This window comes from Streptomyces sp. NPDC051018, assembly GCF_044456085.1.
In the GTDB taxonomy this organism is placed as follows: Bacteria; Actinomycetota; Actinomycetes; order Streptomycetales; family Streptomycetaceae; genus Streptomyces.
This window is the reverse complement of record NZ_JBITFN010000028.1, coordinates 56737-79999: the sequence shown is the minus strand read 5'-3', so window position 1 is coordinate 79999 and position 23263 is coordinate 56737. Positions and strand designations below refer to the sequence as shown.

The 23263-nt window shown below is 69.0% G+C and carries 25 protein-coding genes; 6 read left to right on the top strand and 19 right to left on the bottom strand.

Features of this window, described 5'->3' with window-relative positions; translation table 11 throughout:
* Nucleotides 1–70: 70 nt before the first annotated feature.
* A complete protein-coding gene (locus ACIBCM_RS32275; RefSeq protein WP_399249503.1) occupies nt 71–2686 on the bottom strand; it encodes a DEAD/DEAH box helicase in 2616 nt (871 codons plus the stop codon).
* Nucleotides 2687–3018: 332 nt separating this feature from the next.
* Here ACIBCM_RS32275 and ACIBCM_RS32270 point away from each other — a divergent pair, with 332 nt between their 5' ends.
* Together ACIBCM_RS32270 and ACIBCM_RS32265 are read left to right on the top strand one after the other, a co-directional pair.
* A complete protein-coding gene (locus tag ACIBCM_RS32270) occupies nt 3019–4143 on the top strand; it encodes an ImmA/IrrE family metallo-endopeptidase (protein WP_399249501.1) in 1125 nt (374 codons plus the stop codon).
* Between the two features lie 9 nt (nt 4144–4152).
* Nucleotides 4153–5304, top strand: coding sequence for a hypothetical protein (locus ACIBCM_RS32265; RefSeq protein ID WP_399249499.1), 1152 nt, complete (start codon nt 4153–4155; stop codon nt 5302–5304).
* Nucleotides 5305–5358: 54 nt separating this feature from the next.
* On the opposite strand, the gene ACIBCM_RS32260 is transcribed toward ACIBCM_RS32265, so the two are convergent.
* The 18 genes from ACIBCM_RS32260 to ACIBCM_RS32175 all read right to left on the bottom strand — a co-directional run bounded on the left by ACIBCM_RS32260 (nt 5359) and on the right by ACIBCM_RS32175 (nt 19009).
* Nucleotides 5359–5946, bottom strand: coding sequence for a hypothetical protein (locus ACIBCM_RS32260; protein ID WP_399249497.1), 588 nt, complete (start codon nt 5944–5946; stop codon nt 5359–5361).
* A 730-nt stretch (nt 5947–6676) separates the two neighbouring features.
* Nucleotides 6677–7288 (bottom strand): hypothetical protein, encoded by a 612-nt coding sequence (locus ACIBCM_RS32255; protein WP_399249495.1) that lies wholly within the window; start codon nt 7286–7288, stop codon nt 6677–6679.
* Nucleotides 7278–7757 (bottom strand): hypothetical protein, encoded by a 480-nt coding sequence (locus ACIBCM_RS32250; RefSeq protein ID WP_399249493.1) that lies wholly within the window; start codon nt 7755–7757, stop codon nt 7278–7280. The genes ACIBCM_RS32255 and ACIBCM_RS32250 overlap by 11 nt, the downstream gene beginning before the upstream one ends.
* A 34-nt stretch (nt 7758–7791) precedes the next feature.
* Nucleotides 7792–8637, bottom strand: coding sequence for a DUF317 domain-containing protein (locus ACIBCM_RS32245; RefSeq protein WP_399249491.1), 846 nt, complete (start codon nt 8635–8637; stop codon nt 7792–7794).
* Nucleotides 8638–8686: 49 nt separating this feature from the next.
* Nucleotides 8687–9157: a hypothetical protein gene (locus ACIBCM_RS32240; RefSeq protein WP_399249489.1), complete on the bottom strand. Its 471-nt coding sequence runs from the start codon at nt 9155–9157 to the stop codon at nt 8687–8689.
* A complete protein-coding gene (locus ACIBCM_RS32235) occupies nt 9154–9993 on the bottom strand; it encodes a winged helix-turn-helix transcriptional regulator (RefSeq protein WP_399249487.1) in 840 nt (279 codons plus the stop codon). The genes ACIBCM_RS32240 and ACIBCM_RS32235 overlap by 4 nt, the downstream gene beginning before the upstream one ends.
* Nucleotides 9994–10027: 34 nt before the next feature.
* Complete coding sequence (locus ACIBCM_RS32230; protein ID WP_399249519.1) at nt 10028–10441, bottom strand: hypothetical protein; 414 nt, start codon at nt 10439–10441, stop codon at nt 10028–10030.
* A gap of 2 nt (nt 10442–10443) precedes the next feature.
* Complete coding sequence (locus ACIBCM_RS32225; RefSeq protein WP_399249485.1) at nt 10444–10893, bottom strand: hypothetical protein; 450 nt, start codon at nt 10891–10893, stop codon at nt 10444–10446.
* Nucleotides 10890–11360: a hypothetical protein gene (locus tag ACIBCM_RS32220; protein ID WP_399249483.1), complete on the bottom strand. Its 471-nt coding sequence runs from the start codon at nt 11358–11360 to the stop codon at nt 10890–10892. Before ACIBCM_RS32220 ends, ACIBCM_RS32225 begins: the two co-directional genes overlap by 4 nt.
* A gap of 63 nt (nt 11361–11423) precedes the next feature.
* Nucleotides 11424–11765, bottom strand: coding sequence for an SH3 domain-containing protein (locus ACIBCM_RS32215; RefSeq protein ID WP_399249481.1), 342 nt, complete (start codon nt 11763–11765; stop codon nt 11424–11426).
* A 166-nt stretch (nt 11766–11931) separates the two neighbouring features.
* Nucleotides 11932–12654 (bottom strand): hypothetical protein, encoded by a 723-nt coding sequence (locus tag ACIBCM_RS32210; RefSeq protein WP_399249480.1) that lies wholly within the window; start codon nt 12652–12654, stop codon nt 11932–11934.
* Nucleotides 12655–12745: 91 nt separating this feature from the next.
* On the bottom strand, nt 12746–14074 hold the full coding sequence (locus ACIBCM_RS32205) for an IS110 family transposase (RefSeq protein WP_399249478.1): 1329 nt from the start codon (nt 14072–14074) through the stop codon (nt 12746–12748).
* Nucleotides 14075–14311: 237 nt separating this feature from the next.
* Nucleotides 14312–15376, bottom strand: coding sequence for an IS110 family transposase (locus ACIBCM_RS32200; RefSeq protein ID WP_399249476.1), 1065 nt, complete (start codon nt 15374–15376; stop codon nt 14312–14314).
* 232 nt (nt 15377–15608) lie between these two features.
* Nucleotides 15609–16283, bottom strand: a complete 675-nt coding sequence (locus ACIBCM_RS32195) for a hypothetical protein (RefSeq protein WP_399249474.1) — start codon at nt 16281–16283, stop codon at nt 15609–15611.
* Nucleotides 16284–16324: 41 nt separating this feature from the next.
* Nucleotides 16325–16948 carry a DUF3631 domain-containing protein gene (locus ACIBCM_RS32190; protein ID WP_399249473.1) on the bottom strand — a complete coding sequence of 208 codons (624 nt, stop codon included), beginning with the start codon at nt 16946–16948 and terminating at the stop codon, nt 16325–16327.
* The gene (locus ACIBCM_RS32185) at nt 16945–17415 is read right to left on the bottom strand and encodes a hypothetical protein (RefSeq protein ID WP_399249471.1); all 471 of its coding nucleotides are present in this window, start codon (nt 17413–17415) and stop codon (nt 16945–16947) included. Before ACIBCM_RS32185 ends, ACIBCM_RS32190 begins: the two co-directional genes overlap by 4 nt.
* Nucleotides 17412–18050, bottom strand: coding sequence for a DUF4913 domain-containing protein (locus ACIBCM_RS32180; protein WP_399249518.1), 639 nt, complete (start codon nt 18048–18050; stop codon nt 17412–17414). The genes ACIBCM_RS32185 and ACIBCM_RS32180 overlap by 4 nt, the downstream gene beginning before the upstream one ends.
* A 203-nt stretch (nt 18051–18253) precedes the next feature.
* Nucleotides 18254–19009 (bottom strand): DNA-methyltransferase, encoded by a 756-nt coding sequence (locus ACIBCM_RS32175; RefSeq protein WP_399249469.1) that lies wholly within the window; start codon nt 19007–19009, stop codon nt 18254–18256.
* Nucleotides 19010–19549: 540 nt separating this feature from the next.
* Here ACIBCM_RS32175 and ACIBCM_RS32170 point away from each other — a divergent pair.
* From ACIBCM_RS32170 to ACIBCM_RS32155, 4 genes are all read left to right on the top strand, one after another.
* Nucleotides 19550–20656: a C40 family peptidase gene (locus tag ACIBCM_RS32170; protein WP_399249468.1), complete on the top strand. Its 1107-nt coding sequence runs from the start codon at nt 19550–19552 to the stop codon at nt 20654–20656.
* 109 nt (nt 20657–20765) lie between these two features.
* The gene (locus ACIBCM_RS32165; RefSeq protein WP_389269035.1) at nt 20766–21065 is read left to right on the top strand and encodes a DUF6112 family protein; all 300 of its coding nucleotides are present in this window, start codon (nt 20766–20768) and stop codon (nt 21063–21065) included.
* Between the two features lies 1 nt (nt 21066).
* Nucleotides 21067–21759, top strand: coding sequence for a hypothetical protein (locus ACIBCM_RS32160; protein ID WP_399249466.1), 693 nt, complete (start codon nt 21067–21069; stop codon nt 21757–21759).
* A gap of 35 nt (nt 21760–21794) precedes the next feature.
* Nucleotides 21795–23231, top strand: a complete 1437-nt coding sequence (locus ACIBCM_RS32155; RefSeq protein ID WP_399249465.1) for an ATP-binding protein — start codon at nt 21795–21797, stop codon at nt 23229–23231.
* Nucleotides 23232–23263 lie beyond the last annotated feature (32 nt).

Below are 23263 nucleotides of genomic sequence, written 5' to 3'. Positions count from 1 at the left end.
AGGGATAGAAGATCCGCCAGACATCAACCTCCCCCAACCCGACACACCGAAACTAAGCTGCGACAATCTACTAGTCTTCCGGCGTACGCCACAGAGGATGTTGTCGGAGCGTGAGGAGCCACTGAGAGGGCAGCGCTTGGTGCTCCCGGAACACCGCCGCTAGTTCGGTGGCACTCGTCATGCCCAGGCCACGGGCCCGCGCATCCTGCCAGGCACGCGTGAGCGTGTCGAACAGCGCAAGAACTTGAGGCGGCCGTACCCAGTAGAGGTTCTCTTCGGCAACGTTGTACGCGCCGTCGTGCACCTTCTTCTTGGGGGAGGCTAGGACGCAGATGGAGTCTCCTGGCGCCACGGCGCCTTCTCTCTTCTCCGTGGTTCGTCGGTGGCCGCCAGCTTGCCGAGCCTGGTCGGCACCGATCTCGCCGGTTTCCATTGCTTGGTTCTTCGCTTCCCAGACGACCCACCGGGCACTGTCAAAGACCCACACGGCATCCGGCTTGGCGGCACTGCCGTCGCGAGGATCTCCATAGCTCTTACTGGCGCCAGCAAGGCGCCCGAGGTAGACCAGGCCGTCCTCGTACGGGTCCGGCTCAGTCTGCTGGAGTCCCGCTCTGCTCGATAGTGCCGCTTGGAAGGCTTCAGGAAGCCACAGGTCCTTCGCAGCCAGGATGGTGTTCATGGCTGCTTCGTCCGTCGGATCGAGTCCTTCCACCGCAGCCGCGAGAGGGGCGGCGACTGGCGCGACGCGGTCGAACCACGTTGCGCCGATGCTGTTCCGCCGCGCTTCTCTGAAGTAGCTGGCTGCAGTCTGCTGGAACTGCGCCTCCCCGGTGGTCTCAGCCAGACGGTGGGCCACGCAGAAACCTAGGTAGCTCCACAGCGAGCTGTACCGCTTCGGCGTCTGAGCGTTGCGCAGCTGGTCAGTCACGCTCTTGATCGAGGCGAGCGCGAACTGGTGGTCTTTGGACCAGAGTGCGTTAGCAGCCGCGACCTCGCTACGGACTGCTTTCTGGAGGGCTGCGGCACCTGGCCCGTCCTGCCGGTCATAGGTTTCTCGGTTTCGGACGATGTCCTCTTCGACCCCCTGCCAATCAGGGCCCTGGTCGTTGAAGATCGCCAGGTTGCTCCACACGTCGTCCGAGGACTGGCCGAGTGATGCATCGACTCCGACCTCCAGCTCAGCATGGATTTCGGGGTGCATCGATGCCTGGATGTCCTGGCGGGCTAGATAAGACGTCAGGCTGCGGCCGAGAACGAGAACTGCAGCGTGATCGCGAAGGTTGCGTGTCGCCCGGCCGGCACCTTGCTGGATGCGTGCACGGATGCGTTCGCGGAGCACTTCATCGGCGCCGACAGACTCATGGAGGAAGCGCTCCTGAAGGTCGCCCTTGGCCGGCAGGCCATTGAACACCACCAGTCGGCAGTCGTCATCCGGGAGGTCTACTCCGTCGTAGCGGTTCGTCAGAACGAGCGCGGCCGCAGGTTGCGAGGTGAAGGCGCCGAGGTCGTCCTCGACCTGCTGCGCGGTGAAGGTGCGGTAGTTCTCCGGCAGGTATTGCTCGCAGAACTTGTCGGCCACTCGGGTCTCAGGGGTCAGTACGACGGCGCGTCCCGCCTGTTTGATGACTCGCCGAACGAACGGCGCGACTGCCGCCGGATCCGAGGCCAGGTCCCGGGCGATCTCCGGGAAGACGAAGAACCTCCGCCCGGTGCCTTCCTTGTCCCAGCCTGCAGGCACCGGAATGCGATGGATCCTAGGCCGCCCGAATGCGCGCTCGAGCTCTCCACCGGCCCCCAACGTGGCGCTCATATAGATGCGCTGCTTTGGACTGTTGAATGCCTCGTGCTGGAACGTAGGGGCGATGAGTGGGCGGATGAGGATCTCGCGGTACGACACGTACGCCATGCAGTCGGCCATGTGAGTCTCGAGAAACTTCCAGGCGTACGTGGCGTCGTCGCTGACCTTGCGGTGAGCAACAGCATCCCGGATGACTGATTCCACGTGGTTAGCCTGGGCAGCCACGGCCACGGGAGAGGCCAGGTAGATCCCCGCTCGGTAGTGGTCCCCGGGATTCTCGGACCGCAGGTGCGGTAGCAGGAGAGGGTCCAGGGCGGAGCTCAGAGCTGCAAGCACATCCTTGTACGCGCTCGCGTGGGAGCGTCGGCTGATCCGCAGGCTCCACGGCTTGGCAACGTAGCCCTCGGCCGCATGGGCATCGTCAAGGATCAATACGTCGGCGGCATCGATCCTCGGCCGCGAGTTGAAGACGTGGCTGTAAGTGCTAACGGCGATCGAGCCCCCGGCCTGAAAGCGCGTGAGGTCGACTTGGTCCCAGTCCTTCGACTGGCCGATCAGAAGCGACGACGGGATACCGTAGTCGTCCAGCTTCCGCGCCGTCTGTACAGCCAGCTGCCGCGTGGGACACAGGTATGCGACTCGCCGCCCTTCCGCCCGTCGCAGATACTCGGAGATCAGACCGCCGACAAGGGTCTTGCCCGCGCCGGTCGGTAGCTCAAGCGCGACGTCACTCTTGTCGCGGAACTCCTTGTGCCAGTGCTCCATGACCTTCGACTGGTGCCCCCAGACAGACGCCGGTCCACGGTTCCCCCGTGCCAGCAGCCGGTACAGCTGCTCCGGATCGCTCGGAACGCCGACCGAGTCCGACTGCCCTCGCTTAAATGCCACGCCACCCCTCCGCCCCGTGATCTTGTCGGGAGATCAGACTCCCGCTTCACCGCGGCCAATTCATAGCACTTCGCACGGCTTACGCATGCGGGGCTTGTAGATCTCCCACTCATCGGGGCACCACGGGCCACAGGAGTGCGGTCGGAGCATGCCTGCTCCGCCTGGGTGCACAGCACCTGTCGACTAGTGGTCCCACTCTGTCCTGCGCCATCGGGACGAGCCACCATCGCGCTGCCACTGTGTCAGGCACTCACGCACTGCATCGAGTTCGGAATATTTTGGAGCACTAGGACGAGGAATGATCGTGTGTATACTGGGCGAGGAGCCTGAGGATGGGAGGGTGGCCGATGGAAGCTCACGAGGACCTGGTGGCCGTACCCGCCATGCTTGCTCTGGCTCGGGAGTCCCGAGGGATGACGCAAGCAGACCTTGCAGCAGCGATGTCGCGACTTGATGGCGCCAACCGGGTCTCCCAGGGGTACGTGAGCCGAGCCGAAGCTGGCCGCCTGCAGGTGAAAGACGATCGCCTCGCTCTGTACGCGGAAGCTCTCGGATACACGCCTGAAATGCTATGCCGCACCACTGACACTCACGGCGTAGGCGTTGGGTTGGTCCATCACCGGAAGCGCGCCTCGATGGGGGCCACGAGCCTCCGCCGCATCCACGCGACACTGGCGTTGACCCGCCTGCAGGTTGAGTCACTCACGGCGCGGCTCACGGACCTCGGCAACCACGGGTTCCGGCATATCGAGGTTGACGACCTGGACACCCCCGAGGATGCGGCTGCCACACTGCGTGAAGAGTGGGACATCAGCGGCGGGCCCATCGACGACCTCGTGTCGGTGATAGAGGCCGCCGGCGCGTCGGTGGTCGTCCGGGACTTGGGAACGGCAGATCTCGATGCCGTCAGCCAGTGGCCGGCTGGTAGCCCACCACTCTTCCTGCTCAACTCGACTGCGCCAGGTGACCGCTTCCGCTTCAGCCTGGCGCACGAGCTTGGGCACGTCACGATGCACAGGGAACCCGGAGAGGGGCGCCTCCAGGAACAGCAGGCCGACCGCTTTGCGGCCGAGTTCCTCATGCCACATGACGCGATCCTCCCCGAGCTGAAGCCGGGCGTTGACTTGCAGAGACTGATGGAGCTGAAGGCCAGGTGGGGCGTTTCCATGGCCGCGCTCATCAGGCGGGCACTCTCTCTCGGAGTCGTCAGCGAGTGGCAGTACCGCAACCTTATGGTCGAAATGTCGGCGCTCGGCTACCGCACCGTCGAACCCGTCACTGTTCAGCGCGAGACCCCGCACTACATCGCTCAGGTCGTAACCCGGCTCGAGCAACAGCACCACCTCGATCCGACCCATGCAGCTCAACTGGCAGGCCTGGGTCACGAGGAGTTCCACGAGATCTACTTGTGCGCTTCCTCTTCGTCCGGGGCCGTTGCGACTCCGGCCCACCTGTGAGGTGAACTCTTGAGCAACCCCGCACCCTTCGGACAGCGCCCGCCTGCTCTGCGGGTACTCGATGCCAGCGTCCCTGCAACTCCGATCCTGGCGGGGCGCGTGTTGCTGCACGAGCACTCACGCTTCATCCCGCGCCAGCGCAACGCAATCGACAACGACCTCGGTGGCGTAGTGATGACTGGAGACAACGCCGAGACCCGCGCCTTCAAGCTTCGGACCGAGGCGGGCTTCACCGGCACCATGCTGATCGACAGCGCCCCGTACACGACCCACACGGCGACCGAGGACGAGCCGTTCCTCCTGCCGCAAGACCAGATGTTCGCGACCCTCGATGACACGCTCGGCTTCCAAAAGGCAGCAGGGGCAAGCGCCGCCCTGACACCCACGGGGTACATCGCACCCGGGGCCTCCAAGCCGCTGAAAGCGGTGATCCGCGCCGCACAACGCATCGAGCGCGTCGACACGGTCGTGACTGTACCTGTCGACGTCACGTGGCTCAGCAATGAGCGCGTCGGCCAGCTCATCGCCGCGTGCCAGCGCATCAACCAGCCAAAGGCCCTCGTACTGGTCGGCCAGTTCGATCCGCTGCAGCACGCCAAGGTCATCCCCGCAAACCTCCGCCGCGTGATCTCCGAGGTCGAGGGCATGATGCTGCTGCGGACAGACCTGGCAGCCCTCGATGCGATGGTCCACGGTGCCCTCTGCGCCGGCATCGGCGTCACAAGCTCCGTGCGACACAGCGTGGCACCCGGCGAGCGAGCCAAGGTCAGCAAGCCAAACGGCCCCGTGTACCCAAGCGTCTTGATGCCGGAGCTCATGTGCTTCAAAGGTGCCGAGTCGCTCGCGAACCGCTACGCGAACGCGGAGCCGGCGACGTGCCTCTGCGAGGTCTGCAACGGGCGTGGACTCGACCGCTTCTTCAAGACCGATGGCGAGACACGCGTCGAGGCTGAGGACCACAACATCCTGACCTGGAGCACGTGGGTCGGCGAGATGGCCAGCCACGAAGCCGGTCCAAAGCGGAAGACCTGGTGGCAGGAGAAGTGTGCAGCTGCCATCAACCGCTACCCGCTCGAGAACCAGCGCATCGGGCTCTCTGCGAAGAGGGGCTTCCAGCCTCCGCCGCCCCTGTCGGCATGGGCGACGCTGCCTGCTTCCTAGCGTGGCCGCTCGGGCCACTTACCAGAGACGTTTTCACGCGGCCGCCACGCTTCACTACGCCAGCTGGGCGTACAAGTCTTCGAGGAATTTCCAGCCAGCAACAGTGTGGCGGCGCTTCACGAAAGGCCGGGGCGGAACCAGGACGTCCAGCTCATTGCCAACCAGAACCAAGAGGCCGATGCCGTAGAAGTCCGCCTGCAGCATCGCGTCATCCTTGCGACGCAAGGGGCGTTCGACAAGTACCGCACGCGCACAGAACGGGGTAAAGAACTCCGCCTTCTCCATTGCCGACTCCCACCCCCTGCCGGGCACGATGGCAAGATCAACCCGCAGGGGCTGGACAGCCTGCCTAGTTACGGTCCGGTTGCTTTGGATGACCGCGCCCTTTGGTGCCGCCTTGAGCGCACGCCGCTCAGGCCCGCTCAAAGCACTGATAGGAACAGCCTCACCCTCGGGTAGCCCCATGAGGAGATCCAGCACATCTGGCCGGGTCAGCGGAGACATACCTGCAACTGCGCGCCTCTGGCACTCGACCGCATCGCGTCGATAGGCGACGACGGCCTGCACGCCGAAGGCGTTCACAGCCTGCAACTTTGACTCTTGCGGAATCAGCGTGCCCGACGGGACCGACTTCGAGAGCACATCGACTGGTCCTCGCGCCGCAACCGCCATGACTCAATCCCGTCCTCACCCGTAGACCTGCCCCGCGAGGGGCCCTAACTCGCGCCAGAGGCACGTCACCACCCTCAGGCGCGACTGCACCTCCCCGCCCTCCGAGAAGCCCCGTCTAGGTCGTTCGGCAACATAGGCCTTAACCGAGCCACCCTGTGCGAGGACACGGAAAATCACACAGCAGCCCTCACGATTGGGCTAGAGCCGAGGGGCTCTCATCAGACCAAGATCGCTGCAACGACCCTAGTGCGGCCGGGAGCAGCACCGCAATGCTCGGGCTTGATGGGCTGCCGACCCGATGGCGCCGCATCCGATCGTAAGGCATCCTATCGAGATTCACTCACATGTTCGATTAGATCGGATAAACCCCGCTCCGGCTCCCGCCGGCTCGCTCTCGCTCGAGCCCCCCTCAAAGCCCCGCGACACGCTGGCGCAACAGCCCTCAGAAGGGGGACATGCCTGAACAGATGAACTTGACGGGGAACTGTAGCCGGGTCCGAACCGGTCGGCCGCGACGGCGGGGGTGCCGGTGGCGAGGGTTCCGGCGACGGCGGCGGCGACCGCCACGGCGAGAGGTCGGCGGACGCCGCAGGTGAGGGGTGCGTGCAAAGGGAGGGTGCTCCTCATCAGGGAAAAGTTGGTGGTGCGGTTCGACGGCGGACGCAGGGGACCGAGCTCGGCCCGTGTCCGGTCATCGAGGTCACCTGGGGCCGGGTGCGGATCTGACCTCGGCCGCGGTCCTCGGCGGTACCTGGGCCGGGCCAGTGGATGTCTGCGGGGTCTTGGGGGTCGTGGTGCGGACGATGGCCGTGATGACGGCGTGGGCCTCGATGTCGGTGAGCTGGTGGATCCGCAGGATGCACGGAGCATCCATGGACGGCGCGGCCAGCTCGACGAGCGCCCAGGCGGAGCCGGACCAGCAGGTGGACAGCTCGCGGGTGTACCACGCGGGGTCCGCGTCGTTCTCCGTGCCGGGAACGGGCCACTTGCTGACCATCCCTATGGCGTCGCCCATCTGCCCGGCGAGCCACCGCGCGGCCTCGCCCTCGTAGTCCTCCGGCAGCCCCGGGAAGGGCAGCAGTCCGGGATCTGGGGTGACGCCGACGGCGTTCAGGGCTGCCGGGACATGTCGTACGGGGAGCTGGTGCATCTCCACCGTGGTGTGGGCGGGCATGTGGTGGTCGAACAGGCGGACCGCGACGTGGCCGAGGGTGAAGGTGGCCTGTGTCCAGGGTGGTGTGCCGGGGCGGTGGCCGGTGACGTGGGGCCGGATACCGTGCGCGTGGAGCTCGCGGAGGGAGCTATCGAGCACGGGCTGCGCTTCCCCGGACCCGTGAGGCGGCGGGGGCTGGCGCCGTGGCGCGCGGGGCCTTGCGGCCGGCGGGGGCGGGGATGCCCCAGATGCGGGCGTAGCGGTGGACCGCGTCGGCGAGGGTGGTGAAGTCGCCGCCCTGCCAGGGGCGGTGTTCTTCGTCGTGGGGGAAGTCGCGGATCGTGGCGTATCCGCTGGTGCCGGGCCGGGTGCCGGTGCGGAGGTCGCGGGCGCGGAAGGTGCCGTGGTCGGCGAAGGACAGGGTGACGGCGTCGAGCTGCCCCTGGTCGGGGTGGATCGCCGAGAGTCGCAGGCCGCCGTAGGTGTGCTGGTGGATCGTCTCGTAGAAGTCGATCCGGAGCCGGATCCCCTGGTCAGGGACCTGAGCGTAGAACGCTTCCCCAATGACGGATCCGTCGAGCTGGTGAGGAAGGACGCTGGTGAAGAACTGCTCGGCGTGCAGGGGCAAGGATGAACTCCAGGACGGGTGGCGAGGGACGGGGTCAGCGTCGGGATGCGGGCCGAAAGGGGCCGGGCAGGGGAGCGGAGGGGGTGCTGGTGGTCCACCGGGGAACGCTGACCGTCTGCAGGGTGGGGGCGGGTCGGCGAGAGCGGGCCATGTCCAGCGGGGTGGGCGCCGGAGGGCGCACTGGTGTGATGGTCGCGCGTTCTCGGGTCATTCGGGAGAGTTCTCCGGGCCAGCGCAGGACGGGTGCCGGGTCGGCGACCGCCGCGGCGGTGGCGGTGATGAGCCGGGTGGGGGTGTGGGTGGAGAAGACGGCGTGCCAGCGGGCTCGGGGTGGGCCGCCCCACATTCCCCAGCGCGTCGTGTTGGTGGTCAGTTCGTCGTCGGGGTCAAGGTTGCCGCGGTCGAACCAGGCTCCCGCGAGGCCGTCGGGCGCGCGTAGCTCCGGACGCGTGGGGTGGAAGTTCGTGGCCAGGGTCCACCCGGCGTCCAGGAGGGGCTGCAGCACGGTTGAGACGGGGTGGAGCCGATAGCCGATGCCGCCGGTGAGGAACTTGTCCCCTTCGGGTTCGTGGAGGGGGACGAGTTCGGTGGTGAAGGCGGTGACGAACTCGGTGGGGCAGTCCGAGCTGAAGGCCGCGGCCCATCGGGGCTTGGCGAACGGCTGCTGGTAGGCGGCGATCTTCCACAGGGCGTCGTCGTCGCCTTCGGGCAGGTAGCCGATGCGGATCCGCTGGTCCGGGGACGGCAGGTAGGCGTTGCCGGCATCGTCGTGGCTGATGGTCCAGCCGGCGTCGAGGGCGGGCTGGAGGCCCGGATCGCCGATGGCGGTCGATCCGGCGAGGTGGCGAGGGCTGACGTACACCTCGTCGTAGTCGGTCATGGGCACATCCGGGCTGAGGAAGGGCGTCTGCGGACTTCGGGGCAGAGGGTCACGCGGCCTCGGGCAGCGACGGGGTGGCGGAGCACGGGTTCGTCCGGGCCAACCGAAGCAGGGCGTCCAGGAGGGGACCGGTCCCGGATGCCGCTGTCTCGCCGTTGCGGGCAATCTGGGCGAGGTAGTCGAGGGTGCTCTGGACGCGGGTGACGAAGGAGGAGTCGCGGGCGGGGTAGTCGTGGGCGCGGGCCCAGCGGGCTGCCTGGTCGTACAGCTCCGCAAGGTCGGTGCCGCGGTCGGTCAGCCGGTAGGTGTGGTGGTCGGTGTTGATGAGTCCGAGGTCGCGGGCGGTGTCGCGGGCGTGGCGGAGCTGGTGGCGGGGCAGGTCCGGGAAGGCCCGGACGAGGGCGGTTGGAACGGGTCCGTGGTCGTCGATTTCGGTGATCAGCCGGATCAGGCCCGGGTGGGACAGGAGTGCGGCGGTGCGGGCGGGCTGTTCGCGGTCCAGGGTGTGGGTGGTGGTCATCGGCGCGGGCCTCCTGCCGGTGCGCCCGCGAGCGCGCGGGCAGGGAGCTTGTGGGAGAAGAGTTCGCCGGCGCGCCATGTGGTCGGGATGGCGGGGGCCGAGAGCCGGGTCTGGGTGCTGGCCCAGGTGCCGGACTGCTGGGACGGGGCCGGGGGCTGTCCCCAGAGCGGATGGGCGGCGGCCTCGGCGAGGGGGCGTCCGGCCGCCCACGCGGTGATCGCTCCGTAGACCGGGGCGAGGGCGCGCCCTGATGCGGTGAGCTGGTAGGAGGAGGTTCCGTCGGCGACGTCGACGAGTCCGTCGGCGACGAGCTGCCGGAGCTTGGGGTAGACGGAGCTGAGGCCGTAGCCGGGCATCGCCTCGCCGGCCACCGTGGTGACAGTGGCGGTGCCGCAGACCTGGAGGGTCCACAGAATCGGGGTGGCGTGCCGGGCAGCGATCAGCACGAGCGTGTCCTCGACGTCACGGGCCCGTCGGAACGCCTCCGACCCGGAAGCGGATACGGGTTCCTTCTCCAGGTGGGTGTCGGCCCAGGTAGCGATGGCGGTCAGGACCGGTATCAGGTCGGTCCCGCGGCTGGTCAGCCCGTAGGTGACGTGACGGACACCGTGCTCGGTGCGGGCGACCAGACCGGTATCGGTGAGCTGGCGGAGCTTGGGGTGGAGCTGGCCGTCGGCCAGCCACGGCATCCGCTGCTTGATCTCCGTGTAGCGCAGCGGCTTGTCCGAGAGGACGAGGAGGAGCTGGACGTTCCAGCGCGGGGTGAGCATGGACAGGGACTCGGTGACGCGCGCCAGATCGGTGCGAACAGCGGGGGACAGACCGGTAGAGGCCAAGGCGGGTTACTCCAGGAACAAGAGGGGGCGGGGATCAGCGCGTCGGCGCGGAGGGAACGGGCAGTGGCGGTGGAGCCGGTACTGCGGGTGGTGTTTCCGTCGCCGGGGCGGGGACGCGGTGCAGGCTCTGCAGGGCGGCGCTGAGGGTCTTGGCGAGGGCGTCGCGTACGGCGACGGCTTCGCTGATGCGGCGGGCATTGTCGAGCAGGTGGCCTGCGTCGAAGCAGCCGATCGAGCGCTCAGGATGCGCAAGCTGCAGCAGGCGGTCGCGGTGGAAGGTGATGCTGCGCTCGGCGAGCTGGAGATCGGTCAGACTGCCGATGAGCGCGGTCAGCATGCTGTTGTGAGGGGCGGCGGCGGAGTGGGCTTCGAGCACGCCGAGCGGCTGCCCGTACAGGTCCTCGATGCGGGCGGCGATGGTGGCGGCGGTCGGATCGGGCTCGTGCATCTTCACGGCCGGCCCGCCGTCGCTTCATCGCTTCGTGCGGGTGCCGGGGCTGCGGGCGGCAGGGCCATAATGATCCGCGGCTGGTTGAACTGAACCTTCTTTACCTCGGCCGCCGGGCCGGGCTGGGGCATGGCGCGCAGCAGGCTGTCCAGGGCGGTGCGGTAGCCGGCGCGGGCCTCCACGGCGGCCTGGAGCCACTCGGCCTCTCTCCGGAGTACGTCCGCGGACAGAGTGTCTTGGTGGAGGCCGGGGTCGGTGGCCGCATGGACACGGTCGCGGACCCAGGCCACCTGCTCCTCCGCCACGACCAGAAACGACCGCAGTTCCAGGGCCCGCCGCAGTGCGGCGGACGCACCGGGCCCGGTGGCGGTGGCGTAGAGCTGGTGGACCGGTGCTCCGAATGCGGCTTCGAGCGCCGGGTGCTGGCTGCTGGGCCGCTCGGTCACGCTCATCGGGCCGCCCCTCGCCTCGCCGGTGCCGACGGCGCTGAGGGAAGACCCGGGGCGGCGGTCGGGAGCGCGGGCTTGCCCTGGCGGTGCGCGGGAACGGCACCGCGCCAGACCGTGGGGTCGGACCCGCTCGGCGCGTTGGGATCGAGGAGGAAGGTCAGGACCTTCGCGCGGCCGTCCCGGATCTGGACGGCTTCGTTGACCCGGTTGGCGAAGAACATGATGCGGTCGTGGTCCTCCGAAAGGTCACCGGGCGCGGTGTCGAGAACGCCGACGAGCGCGTCCTCGGCCCGCTCCAGCGCGCTCTGCGCGGTGGTCAGGAGGCCGTGCCAGCGCACGACCTCTACCGCCGACGGGCTGGCGTGCGGTGCGAAGGCGACCGCGCGCCGCAGCGAGGGCACACTCATTCCGAAGCGTTCCTCGATCTGCCCGGTGAGGACGCGCATCACGTCGTCGTGTTCATCGGACACGAAGTTCCTCTCCAAATAGTTCCGGTGGAAGGAGGACGGGCGGAATTCGCGGTGGGACAGGGGTCAGTTGAGGCACATGCGGACGTCGCGGTAGACGTATGTCCCGCTCACCCAGCCCTTGACACCGGTGGCCTTGTTGGTGATCTGGTGCCAATTCCCGCTGGTTTTGTGGACCGTGAATCGCTGCCCGTTGTAGAGGATTCCGAGAGCCGTCGACTTGGTGGTGGCCTTGGATCGGATGGTGACTGCCTTCGTGCCGATCACCCACGGTCCGGGCCGTTCACAGGGCCGTGAAGCGGTGGGAGCCGTTGAGGGGGCTGCGGCCTGGGCGGCAGGGACGGAAGGCAGTGGCAGGGCGAGGGCGCCGATGACGGCGGCGGTGACGGTGATGTGTCGTGTTCGCATGGGGAATTTGCCCTCCGGCCTGGACGAGTACATAGGGAAAGCGGCCCTTACGGGATGCTGTTCGGGCAATCTCAAGAGTCCGGAGAATCCCCGGTTTCACGAACCGGGAAAGTGCTGCTACCTTGCGCCCACCCGTGGGCGGTGCAGGACGAACAGGCGGGCGTGGTCAGTGGATTCGGCCCGGGGGCGGCGCGGCCGGCGTCGGGACGGCGGGCAGAGCCCCGAGGCTGCTGAGCCTGGTGGGGAGAGCGGGAAGTGCCGGTGCTTCTCCGTCCCAGTGGGCCTCCCACCAGGCGGTGGCGTCCTCGAAAGTGCTGAAGCCGCCTTCGCGGAGGGTGTGCGTCCAGGCCGTGGTGTCGACGCGCTCCAGCAGGACCCGGAACGGCAACGGCTCGCTCTCGTCGACCGCACGGAGCAGCACGGTGATCTCCGGGGTGTCGGAGGTGTCGTGGGTGTAGCTGGCGAGGAGGGCAAAGTGGTCTCCATCGGCCATGAGGCGCTCCTCCAGGGCGCGGGTGGTGTCGTCAGCAGACGCCGCCCCGGTGTCCGGGGGACGGCGGATGCGCTCCTTGGGGCAGCCGCGGGCGATCAGCCAGGACTGCGCCATCGCGGGCAGCGGCACGGTCGTGTGCTGGAAGCGGAAGACCTTCGCGTCGGTGTCCCGCTGGATGTGCAGGGCGACGATCTGTGGCTCGCCGGGGATGCCCCAGGTGACGGAGCCGTCATGGAGGACGTAGTAGCTGTGCTGTCCGTCCTCGGTGTGATGCTCGGCAAGCCCGGTGAAGTCGGTTTCGTGAATGTCGATGTGCTTCCAGAAGGCTTCATCGACCTGATCGGTGGCCGCCTCGAAGTCGTCGAGGCGGAAGTCAACGGCGTGGGGAATGGGCATTCCAGGTGAAGCTGAACGGAAAATCCACCTGCGGATGGGCAGGCGGCAGCATCCGGTCCGCTTGCGGACCGGATGTCGGTGGGTTGGGCGGTCAGGCTGATGTTGGGGTGAGGGCGACCTGGTGGCCGAGGGCCTGGAGCTGGCGGACGAGGTCGCGGGTCTTGCGGGCGGGGTCGAGATGGCGCCGGTGCCAGTCGGAGCCGAGCTCCTGGTAGGAGGCGGCGGGGTCGTTGATCAGGTGCCAGGCGATGACGAGTATCGAGCGGGCGACGGCGACCAGGGCTTTGGCGTGGCCGCGGCGTTTGACGATGCGGCGGTAGCGTGCGCCCAGGAAGGTGTCGGTGCGGGCGGCAGCGTTGGCGGCCTCGCCGAGGGCGCCCTTGAGCCAGGGGTTGCCCTTCCCGGCCGGGCCCGCGGTGTTCTTCGCCCCGGACTGGATGGCGCGGGGACATAGCTTCGCCCACGAGACCAGGTGTTCGGGGGTGGGGAAGCGGCTCATGTCCGCGCCGATCTCGGCGAGGATGATCTGCGCGGTGGTCGGTCCGATGCCCGGAACGGCGTCCAGGCGCTCGGCCAGGACCTGTGCGCTTACCGCGGTGGCCGGCTTGCCCTCGGTGCCCGTGGCGCCTGGCGGTGTGGTGATCTCCTCCAATGTCTCGGCGATGAGCTGGTCGAGTTCGCGGATCTGGGCGGTCAGATGGTCGACGCTGGCCAGCAGCACCCCGAGCAGCCGTGCGTGATGGTCCTCGAACTGCCCCGTCAGAGCCTCGGCCAGGGCCGTCTTCTTCTTGACGAGACTGCCCCGGGCGAGCTCGGCGAGGGCACGGGGGTTGCGTTCGCCGGCGACCATCGCGTCCATCATGGCCCGCCCCGACAGGCCGAACAGGTCCGAGACGGCCCCGGACAGTTTGATCTGCGCGTCCTGCAGAGCCTTGTCCACGCGGTGCTTGTGCCGGGTGCGTTCCTGGACGAACACGGTGCGGGTGCGGGTGAAGTCCCGCAGATGCCGGACCGGCTTGGGTGGCACGAACGAGGCACGGACCATGCCGCGTTCGCCGAGCTTGGCCAGCCAGACCGCATCGAGCTTGTCGGTCTTGGGACGTCCGGGGACGTTCTTCACATCCCGCGCGTTCACGAGCCAGCAGTCCAGGCCGCGGGCTTCCAACAGGTAGAAGAACGGGCGCCAGTAGTTGCCCGTCGCCTCCATCACCACCCGCTCGACGCCCTGGCAGACCAGCCGGTCTCCGAGTTCCAGGATCGCGGTGGTGGTCGAGGCGACATTCCAGACCTGCTGGATGCGCCGGCCCTCGACGGTGTCGTGCGGGACACGCAGGCAGACCATCCCGGACGCCTTCGCGATGTCGATCGCCGCGACCCTGGCGACCGTTCCGTCGTCGTGGTCCTCTCTCAACTCCTCCATGACGTACCCCTCTGTTGCGCTGGCGCGGGCGGGGGCTGCCCGGGGAGCCTGAGGGGAACGGAAAGGCTGATCGGCGTGCTCAAGGCGACAGTGTGCGGCCCCTCGGACGACTCCCTCACCAGACTCCTATGCGGGCTCACAGCCCAAACATCGATCGGCGTCGGCGGACAGCCCCCGTACCGATTTTCACGCCCGCGAGGCGTCATCCGCAGGTGAACGGCTGACTCCTATAGATCGTCAAGCGGTCTGAAGGAGTGGTTTCGGTGTGGTGGATTGGCGGGCGAGGTGCTTGTAGACCTCGCGGGCGATGAAGCGTTTGAGGCAGCGCAGGATGTCCTTCTTGGACATGCCTTGGGCGGTGCGCCGGGCGACGTAGTCCTGGGTGCGGGCGTCGTAGCGCATGCGCACAAGTGCGATCATGTGGAGCGCGTTGTTGGCCTGGCGGTCGCCGCCGCGGTTGAGACGGTGCCGGTTCGTGCGGCCCGAGCTGGCCTGGACCGGGGCTGCCGCGCACAGGTGTGCGAAGGACCCCTCGGACTTCAGCCGGTCGGGGTTGTCGCCGGCGGTGATGAGGAGCTGGGCCGCGGTCTCGGTGCCGACTCCGGGCAGCGCGACCAGCTCGGGCGCTGCCTGGGCGACCAGTGGTCCGAGCTCGGCGTTCGCATCGGTGATCTCCCCGGTGAGGTACTGGTGACGGCGGGCGAGGCGGCGAAGGGCGGTCCTGACCGCGTTGGCGGGGTCGGAGGCATCTGTGCCCGGTCGGGAGCGTGCGAGGTGTGTGATCAGCTGGGAGGCGGACAGTTCCCGCAGTCGTTCGCGGACATCGCTCGGCGCGGTGATGATCAGGCCCCGGATCTGGTTCATCGTCTGGGTGCGGGACTTGACGGCTGACCGGCGCACGACCCGCAGGCAGCGGATGGCTTCCACGATGCCGTCGCGGGTCTTCGGTGTTCCACCGGCGCGGCCTGAGAGCACTGCGGTCGCGGCGGCGTAGGCGTCGACGGGGTCGGACTTGCCGTTGGCCCTGCGGGCCCGGCGGTCGGGACGGTCGACGTCGACCACGGTGACCTGGTTCGTCCGCAGGAAGCGGGCGAGTTCGGCACCGTAGGCTCCGGTGCCCTCGACACCGACCGCCATGACGTCGCCGTGCGAGCGCAGCCAGTCGAACAGCCGCTGGTAGCCGTTGGGTGTGGTGGGGAACGACTCGGTGGCCAGGTGCCGGCCGATGGAGTCGATCACGGCGGCCTGGTGGAAGTCGGTGTGGGTGTTGACGCCGCCGACCACCGCTATCTCGTCTGTCATGCTGGTTGCTGCTGCCCTTCGGTGTGACATGCCGGGGTGGCACACGCCGGTCGGGCAGCAGGACAAGACAGTGACGGGACCTTTGGCCGGGCTCCTATGAGGTCACAAGCTCCCGACCGGCGCAGTGCGTAGTGGCACCGCCCGGACGGTCGACGGTTCATCCGAAGGACAGCCGGAGCGTCAGTCAGTGGCCGGGTCAGACCCCCAAGCGGTGCCATCTACATCCTCACTGTCAGTGGCGGGAGCGGGACGCCGGGGTGGGCCAGGCGCCCGCCCGCTGGGCGTACGCCGTGGACGGCACCACCCGGGGGCGAGGGGCGGACAGGGCCGCGCGGCCAGCGCCGGTGAGGGAGACGGGCTGTCCGGCGTGGAGCGGGTGGGAGGTGTCGCGCTCGACGAAACCGTCCGCTTCCAGGCGCCGGAAGGTCTCGGATCCGATCCGGGTGCCGGACGCCGTGACCACCGACACCCGCTGAGTCAGGAGATGCTCGCGGAGCCTGGCGCCCTGGGCGATGGCCAGCAGCGCGGCCTGGTCCTGCGGCGACAGCTCCACCGCGGTGACGGACGGCGTCGTGCGGGCGGCGGCTTCGACGGTCTCCAGCGCGGCCAGCACCGTCGTCCGCAGACCGTCGCGCTGGGCGACCGCCTTCTCCAGTTGGCCGACGGTGCGGTCGATGCGTTCCAGCAGTGCTCCGTCGACCGGGTACTCACCGCTCGCCAGCCGGTGCAGCAGCACACGGTAGAAGGTGACGCCGGTCACGGCCTGGGCGAGGGCACGATGGGCGTCCACCAGGGCGGCGAGCGGCTCGTCGAGCAGGCTGCGGTCCCGCTGGTCCCACAGGGTGTCGACGCTGCGGCCCGTAGCGGCTTCGATCCGGTGGTCGAGATCGGTGAGGGCCCTCTTCACCGTGGTACAGGCAGAGGTCCTCGTGCCGGGATCGTTGCGGGTCACCGGTCTGCGGCGGCCAGGAGCGCCGACAGCCGGTAGGACTTGCGGCGGCGGCCGTCGGGGAGGGTGATATCGCGGGACTGGACCTCGTACGGGGCAAGGAGCCGAGCAAGTCGGGCGGGGGTCAACTCGGCGTAGCGCCAGCGGCCCTCGGCGGTGCCGGGCAGGGTGCGCAGTGCGGCCACCAGGTCGGCGGAGGCGAGGGCATCGGGATCTCCGAACTCGGCGAAGATCCCGAGCACCGCGTGTAGGACCCCGGGGGGCGGCACCCGGCTGCCGGAGACGAACGCGAACTCCGTCCCCTGAAGCCGCTCGTCGGAACGGTCACCGGTGCCGATGTCGGTCGGGCACGTGCAGGCGCAGGAGCCGGCGGAGAGCAGGCGGGCCAGTTCACGCCCTGCGGTGAGCCGTTCGGCAAGGAGGTCGGTGAGCCGCTTGATCTGCTGGTCGACGGTGAGGCTGTCGTCCAGGGCGGGGCTGTCGGGACCGAAGATCAGCGCGTCCATCTGCTGAACATCGAGGTGGGTGTCGAGGATCGCCCGGTGGCGGGGCAGCTCCGGAGGGAGCTCGGTCTCCAGCAGGACGGCTGCGGCACGGTCGAAATCGGTGGGGAAGGTCGTCAACGAAGGGGTCCCTTCGGGGAGGGGGCGGGTTGGGGAAGTCCCGGCCGCGCCAGAGAGACAGGGCGCGGAGGGAGCACCAGGTGCTGCTGGCTTGGGAGTTGGGGGGAGGAGCTCCGGGAGGCGTGGGCCATGGCGCTGACCGGGCGGGTGAGACCGAGCCGGGCGCGGGCCGTTTCGTGCAGATGGGGTCCGCTAGGCCGTACGGCCACCACATGGACCTCGGTGCGGTGAACCGCGGCGGGCGGCGCCGGACGCTGGGCGTAGACGAGACGCCACGGGGCGCCGTCGCCCAGGGGCAGTTCGCGGAAACCGGCCAGCTCGCCGGGAAGAGAAGTACCGCCGGGCAGCGCCACGGTGGTCAGCTCCGTCAACCGGGTGAGCGCCCGATCGCGCACGGCATCGGAGGCGGCCAGCAGGTCCGCCAGTACTCGGGGGTCGAGGCTGAGCCCGGACGGCGACCCGGTCACGAATCGTCCCCTGGCTCACCCGATGGCCCGGGGACAGACCGCGGGGTGCGGGCGGAGGGCTTCGGGCCGGGCAGCAGCCGGTGTGAGGGCCGGTCCGGATCCGTCATGCAGGCCGACAGCGGCCCGCCGGGCGCCCGTACGGCGGCCATGGCGTGGGTGAGGAAATCCCGGTGCCACACCAGCATCCCGGACAGTCCGGCTTCGGCGTCCTTGTGCTGCTGGTAGGCCATCCACAGGGCATGCAGCCAGGCGGTAACGTCCTGGTGCTCCTGCCACCGCTCGCACCACGGCGCGGCGGTGGTGACCTCCGCCCCGTAGGCGGGCAGGAGGAACCCATCGACCCAGTCGGTCAAGGCATCCAGCTCGTCTTCGAGAGCCTCGCCGCCCAGCTCCAGGATCGGCTTGGGGTCCGGGGGCGGGGGTGGCGGCGGGGGCATGCCGGGCATCCCCGGAAAGCCGGCGGGCAGGCCAAACCCGGCGAACGGCGACGGGCCGCGGCCAAGGACGGGGTCGCCAACGGGGCCGGCGGAGAGGCTGTCGAGCTGCTTCGCCTGCTCAGCGGTGCGGTCCAGGAGTTTCCGGACGCTCGCCTCGATGCTCTCCATGCCGGTATCTGGGAGCCGTATCGGCTCCATCTCTCCCTCATCGAGGGGATCTATGGGGTCAGACAAGAATTCAGGTCTCCTTGACACCGCAAACACTGGGAAGAGAATGCGGTTTCAACGGTCCGGGGAATCCCCGATTTCGCCAGCCGGGGATCGGCTGCTATAAGGCCGACGCGTGCGGCACGGGCAGACCCCAGTGAGGGCAGGCCGGCCCGTGCCGTACGGCCGGCCTGTCAGGCAGAGAGGACGAATTCGTCCTGGGCACGGGTCTGCACCAGGGTCTCGGTGAGCCGGTCGGAAGCGATCTGCGCGTAGTGCTTCGTCTTCTCGACACCAATGAAGTCGCGGCCCTCCAGCAGGGCCGCGACCCCCGTGGAGCCGGAACCGGCGCAGAAGTCGAGCACCGTCCCGCCGTCCGGGCAGATTTGCACCAGCTCACGCATCACCGAAACGGGCTTCTGCGTGATGTGCTTGCGGTCCTTGCCCGACGGCTGCGATGCCGAGTACAGGCCAGGGAGGTAGACGGGGTTCCGGGCAGCGTCGATCGCGCCGTTGCTGGCCCAGATGATGAACTCGCAGTTCTGGGTGAAGCGACCCTTCTGGGGCCTGGCCTGCGGCTTGTGCCAGGCCAGGACACCGCGCCACAGCCAGCCGGCCGCCTGAATCGCGTCCGTCGTGACCGGCATCTGACGCCAGTCGGTGAACAGCAGCGCCGTGCCGCCGACCTTCGTGAGGCGGTGGGCCTCGGTCATGATCTGCGTGAGCCAGAAGCCGTAGCTGCGTTGGTCCATGTTCTCGCCGGTGAAGTCCGGCAGGCTGTGCCCGGCGTCAGCGGAGGTGTACTTCTGGCGCGCGGTGCGGGACGTGCGTTCCTTCGCGGTGCGCCCGCCGGAGTTGTACGGCGGGTCGGTGATGACGGAGTCGACGCAGTCGTCCGGCAGGCCGGAGAGGACGGTCAGGGCGTCGCCCTGGTGGAGGGAAAAAGGCAAAAGGGGACCCCGGATTCGGTCGGGAACAGGTTTGGGGGAATCCGCCTCGGCATCGCAAAGGAGTCCACGGGCGATGTATCGGCAGGGTGAAGCCCGCAGAGCCCGTGGAGGTGGACGTGCGAGGGGAGTACCAAAAACTCTAGGGCACGATCCCCGGTTGACCGCTATCGCCGCTGAACCGGATCCATCGTCGGCGGGCTCGGTGGAGGAACTATTTCGCCAACCGGGGATCGGCGTTTACTGTTTTGGAACCGGGCCGGCGAACACCGCTGCTGCCCCACCCCACCCCTTTCCCTGTCCACGGAGGCTTCGTGTCCCCACACGTCTGATCCCCGCCTCGGCGGGGGCTGCGAGCGGCAACTCGCACCGTCCGTGCAAGCCCCGATTTCGCCCATCACCGGCCGCCTCCCCCTTCCCACCGCTGACGCGGGCACGAGACGGCCGGACCTCACCTGAAGGACCATCCGTGACACACCCATGCCCTGAACCGCCGGGCATCCGGCCACCGGCGACCGACCGCTCCACGGGAGGCGGCACCGGGTGAAGGGCGCAGCCGCCGCCATCGGCGTCTTCTGCCTCTCCCCTCTCCTGATCGCCGGTGTCGCCGTCGTCGCCGCGGCCGGCAGCGGCGCCGCCCTCAACGCCGCCTCCTGCGTACCCGGTTCGGATGTCGACACCGCCGCGGTGGCCCAGCAGGTCGCCGCGATCCTCAACGGTGAGGGCGCCGACGCCGACATCCGCATCGAGGGCCTGGAACTGCCCGACGAGCAGATCCCCCACGCCAAGACCATCGTCGCCACCGGCATCTCCATGAAGGTGCCCGAGCGAGGGCAAGTCGTCGCGCTGGCCACCGCACTCCAGGAGTCCCGCCTCCGGAATTTGAACTACGGCGACCGCGATTCGCTCGGCCTGTTCCAGCAGCGTCCAAGTCAGGGCTGGGGCACGCCCGAGCAGGTCCGCGACCCCGTCTACGCGTCGACGAAGTTCTACGAGGGGCTGCTGAAGGTGCCGGGGTGGGAGTCGATGACGATCACCCAGGCCGCCCAGGCCGTCCAGCTCTCCGGCTTCCCGGACGCCTACGCGCAGTGGGAGCCGCTCTCCCGCGCCCTGCAGACGGCGATCGTCGCCATCCTGCCCGAGGGCGCAACCGCGCCGGACGGGGACAGCCCCGCTTCCGGATGCGTGCCCGGCGAGGACGGGGCCGAGTTCGGGCAGATCCCGCCCGGCACGGTGCCGGCGGGGTATGAGATCCCGAAGGACGCCGATCCGCGGGTGCAGAAGGCGATCCGCTGGGCGATGGGCCAGCTCGGCACCCCCTACCAGTGGGGCGGGACCTGCACGGACCCGCGCGGCCCGGACCCGATGGGCCGATGCGACTGCTCCAGCCTCACCCAGCAGGCGTACGCCGCCGCCGACATCACCCTGACCCGCACCACATACACGCAGGTCAAGGAGGGCAAGGCGGTCTCCGCGAAGGCGCTGAAGCCCGGTGACCTGATCTTCTCCCGCGGCACGGCCGCCGTGCCCGAGCACGTCAGCCTCTACATGGGCTCCGGACTGCTGATCAACGCCCCGCGCACCGGGACCGTGGTCCGCATCGAGCCGGTGAAGGACACCAAGGTCCTCGCCGTGCGCCGCGTCCTCTGACGCCCTCTCCCCCTCTTCGGCCCCTCGGCTGATCCCCCGTTCCGCTCTGCCTTTTCCCGTATTTCCGCAGGCCCGCGCGCCTGTGTACGCAAGGAGTTCCACCACGCCCATGGACCGTACCCACCTCCTCGCCTTCGACCCCGGCATCACCCCCAAGGGCGGCGGCCTGCCCGGTCTCGACGTCCTCCGCGACGTCGTGAGCAGCATCAACATGTTCGGCATCATCGCCGTCGTCGGCGCCCTGGCCGTCTCCCTCGGAGTGTGGGCCTGGGGCCACCACTCCGGCGGCCACCAGGCCGAGGCCAACGGCAAGAAGGGCGCCCTCGTGAGCGCCGGCGCGGCGCTCGGCCTCGGCGCCGCCAACGGCATCGTCCAGTTCTTCAGCGCGCTGGGGACGCAGGTCAACTGACATGAAACGTTCCCGCACCTCCGCGCTCCACCGCCATACCGCCGACTGGTCGGCCAACCGGCGCATCGCCGCCGTCACCATCGTGATCACGCTGCTGGTCGCGGTCGCCGGCCTCGTCGCCTGGGCCACCGGTGACCGGGACCAGCGCCGTACCAACGCCCCCGCCGCTCCAGCGAGCAGTGCCCCGGCCGCGAAGGACCGCCTGGGCACGACCCCGTCGTCGCCGGGGACGGGATCGGTGGCCAAGCCGCCCCGGCTCGATGATCCGCTCGCGTACGGCAAGGCCGCCGCGGCGATGCTCTGGTCATACGACGCCCGGTCCACCGGCCGGGACCAGCAGCTCGCCGGGATGCACGCCTGGATGTCCCCGGAGACGAAGTACACCGACTGGACCGCGGTGCAATCGCAGGTTCCGGATCCGGTGCTGTGGTCTCGGATGCGGGACAACGCCCAGCACGCCACCGCCACCGTCACGGACGCGAAGTTCCCGTCGGCGTTCAAGCAGGCGCTGGCCGAGGACCCGGCCGCGCTGACCGAGGCGTACATCTACGCCGTCACCGTCACCGGCAAGCAGACGATCCGCTGGAAGGACGGCGGGGGCGGCGCGGAGGACCGCGCGGTCACCCTCGCCGTCCAGTGCCGGCCCTCCACGATCTGCGGCCTCGTGTCGATGGCTCCCCGCGTCGCCCCCTAGCCACTGACCTGCATAGATAAGGAGGTCCCGGTTCAGTGGACTTCTGCTCCATCCCCGTCGCGGGCAAAATCTGCGACGCCGCCGACGCGATCGACTTCGTCGCTGACCCCGGCAAAGCCATCACCGAAGGTATCGGCAACTGGATCGCCAAGAGCTCCGGTGAACTCGCCGCCGCCGCTGCCGAACTCGCGGCCGACGCGGTCAACGCCACCACCTCGATCGACCTGAATGCCGGTTGGTTCCGCGACAACTACGAACTGTTGCTGCCCATCGGCCTGGTCGTACTGGTCGGCACTTTCTGCGCCCAGCTCGTCCGGGCCGCGATGAAGCGCGACGGCCAGGCCCTCAGCCAAGCATTCACCGGCACGGCCAGCGGCGTGCTCTTCGCGTTCGTCGCCATCGCCCTGACCACAGTCGCCATCGAAGTCGTCGACGCGCTGAGCGACGGATTGTTCAAGGCAGCGAACACCTCGGTCGAGGACTCCGTCCGCCGCATGGTCAAGGTCAGCCAAATCGGAGCACTGTCCGGACTCGGCTGGCTCGTTCCGACCTTCGCCGCGCTCGGGGCCGCCATCGGAGCGTTCCTGTACTGGTGCGTCATGATGGTCCGCAAGGTCGGCATCCTCGTCCTCGTAACCCTGGCCGTGTTCGCGGCGGCCGGCGGCGGCTGGGAGGCGACCCGCAGGTGGCGCCGCGGCTGGATCGAGGCCACCGCCACCCTCATCGTCTCCAAGCTGCTGATGACGGTGATCTTCCTCCTCGGCGCTTCCGCCATGGGCAACCCCGACCCCGAGGACGGCATCGCCGCCCTCGCCGATGTCATGGCCGGCATCGTCATCATGGCCCTCGTTCTGCTCAGCCCGTACGCGACGTTCAAGTTTGTGCACTGGGCAGCCGAGGGCACGGACGGCGAGTCCATCCACCGCGCCGGTGGAGCCGGCGCCCAGGTCGCCCGCCAGCATGCCGAGCAGGCTGCGCGGAAGGCAGCAGCCGCAGCGTCCGGCGGAGCCGGAGCAGCGGCTGGCGGGGCGGGAGCCGGGGGTGCCGCTCCGCAGGGTCCGGAGGCCGTACCCGGGCAGTTCCCAGGTGACATCGCCTCCTCCTCCGTGTCCACTAGCGGCAAGCCCGGTGGTGGAGACAACCGCAGGCAGGACGGCGGCGGTCACGGTGGAACCGGTGTGTCGCCGGTGGCCGACGCCGCGGTCCAGAGCCTGGAGAAGTCCGTGCGGTCCGCCACCAGCGAGAGCGGGCAGGACGGGACCGGCGGCTCCAATCCGCCCGGCCCGCAGTCCGCTGCCGGATCGGCTGAATCCGCCCCGGACCCGCGCATCGGCTGGTCGACCCTGCCCCCCGCGGGGTCCGCGCCGCCCCCGCAGGGCGCTCCGCCCGCACCGGACGGCGCCGCCCGCCCGGTATCCGGCACCAGCCCCGCGCCCTCTGGTCCCAGCGGGCCGTCGCCCACCGGCGACTGACCCTGCCCCCTCCGTGCCGGGCAGGACACCAC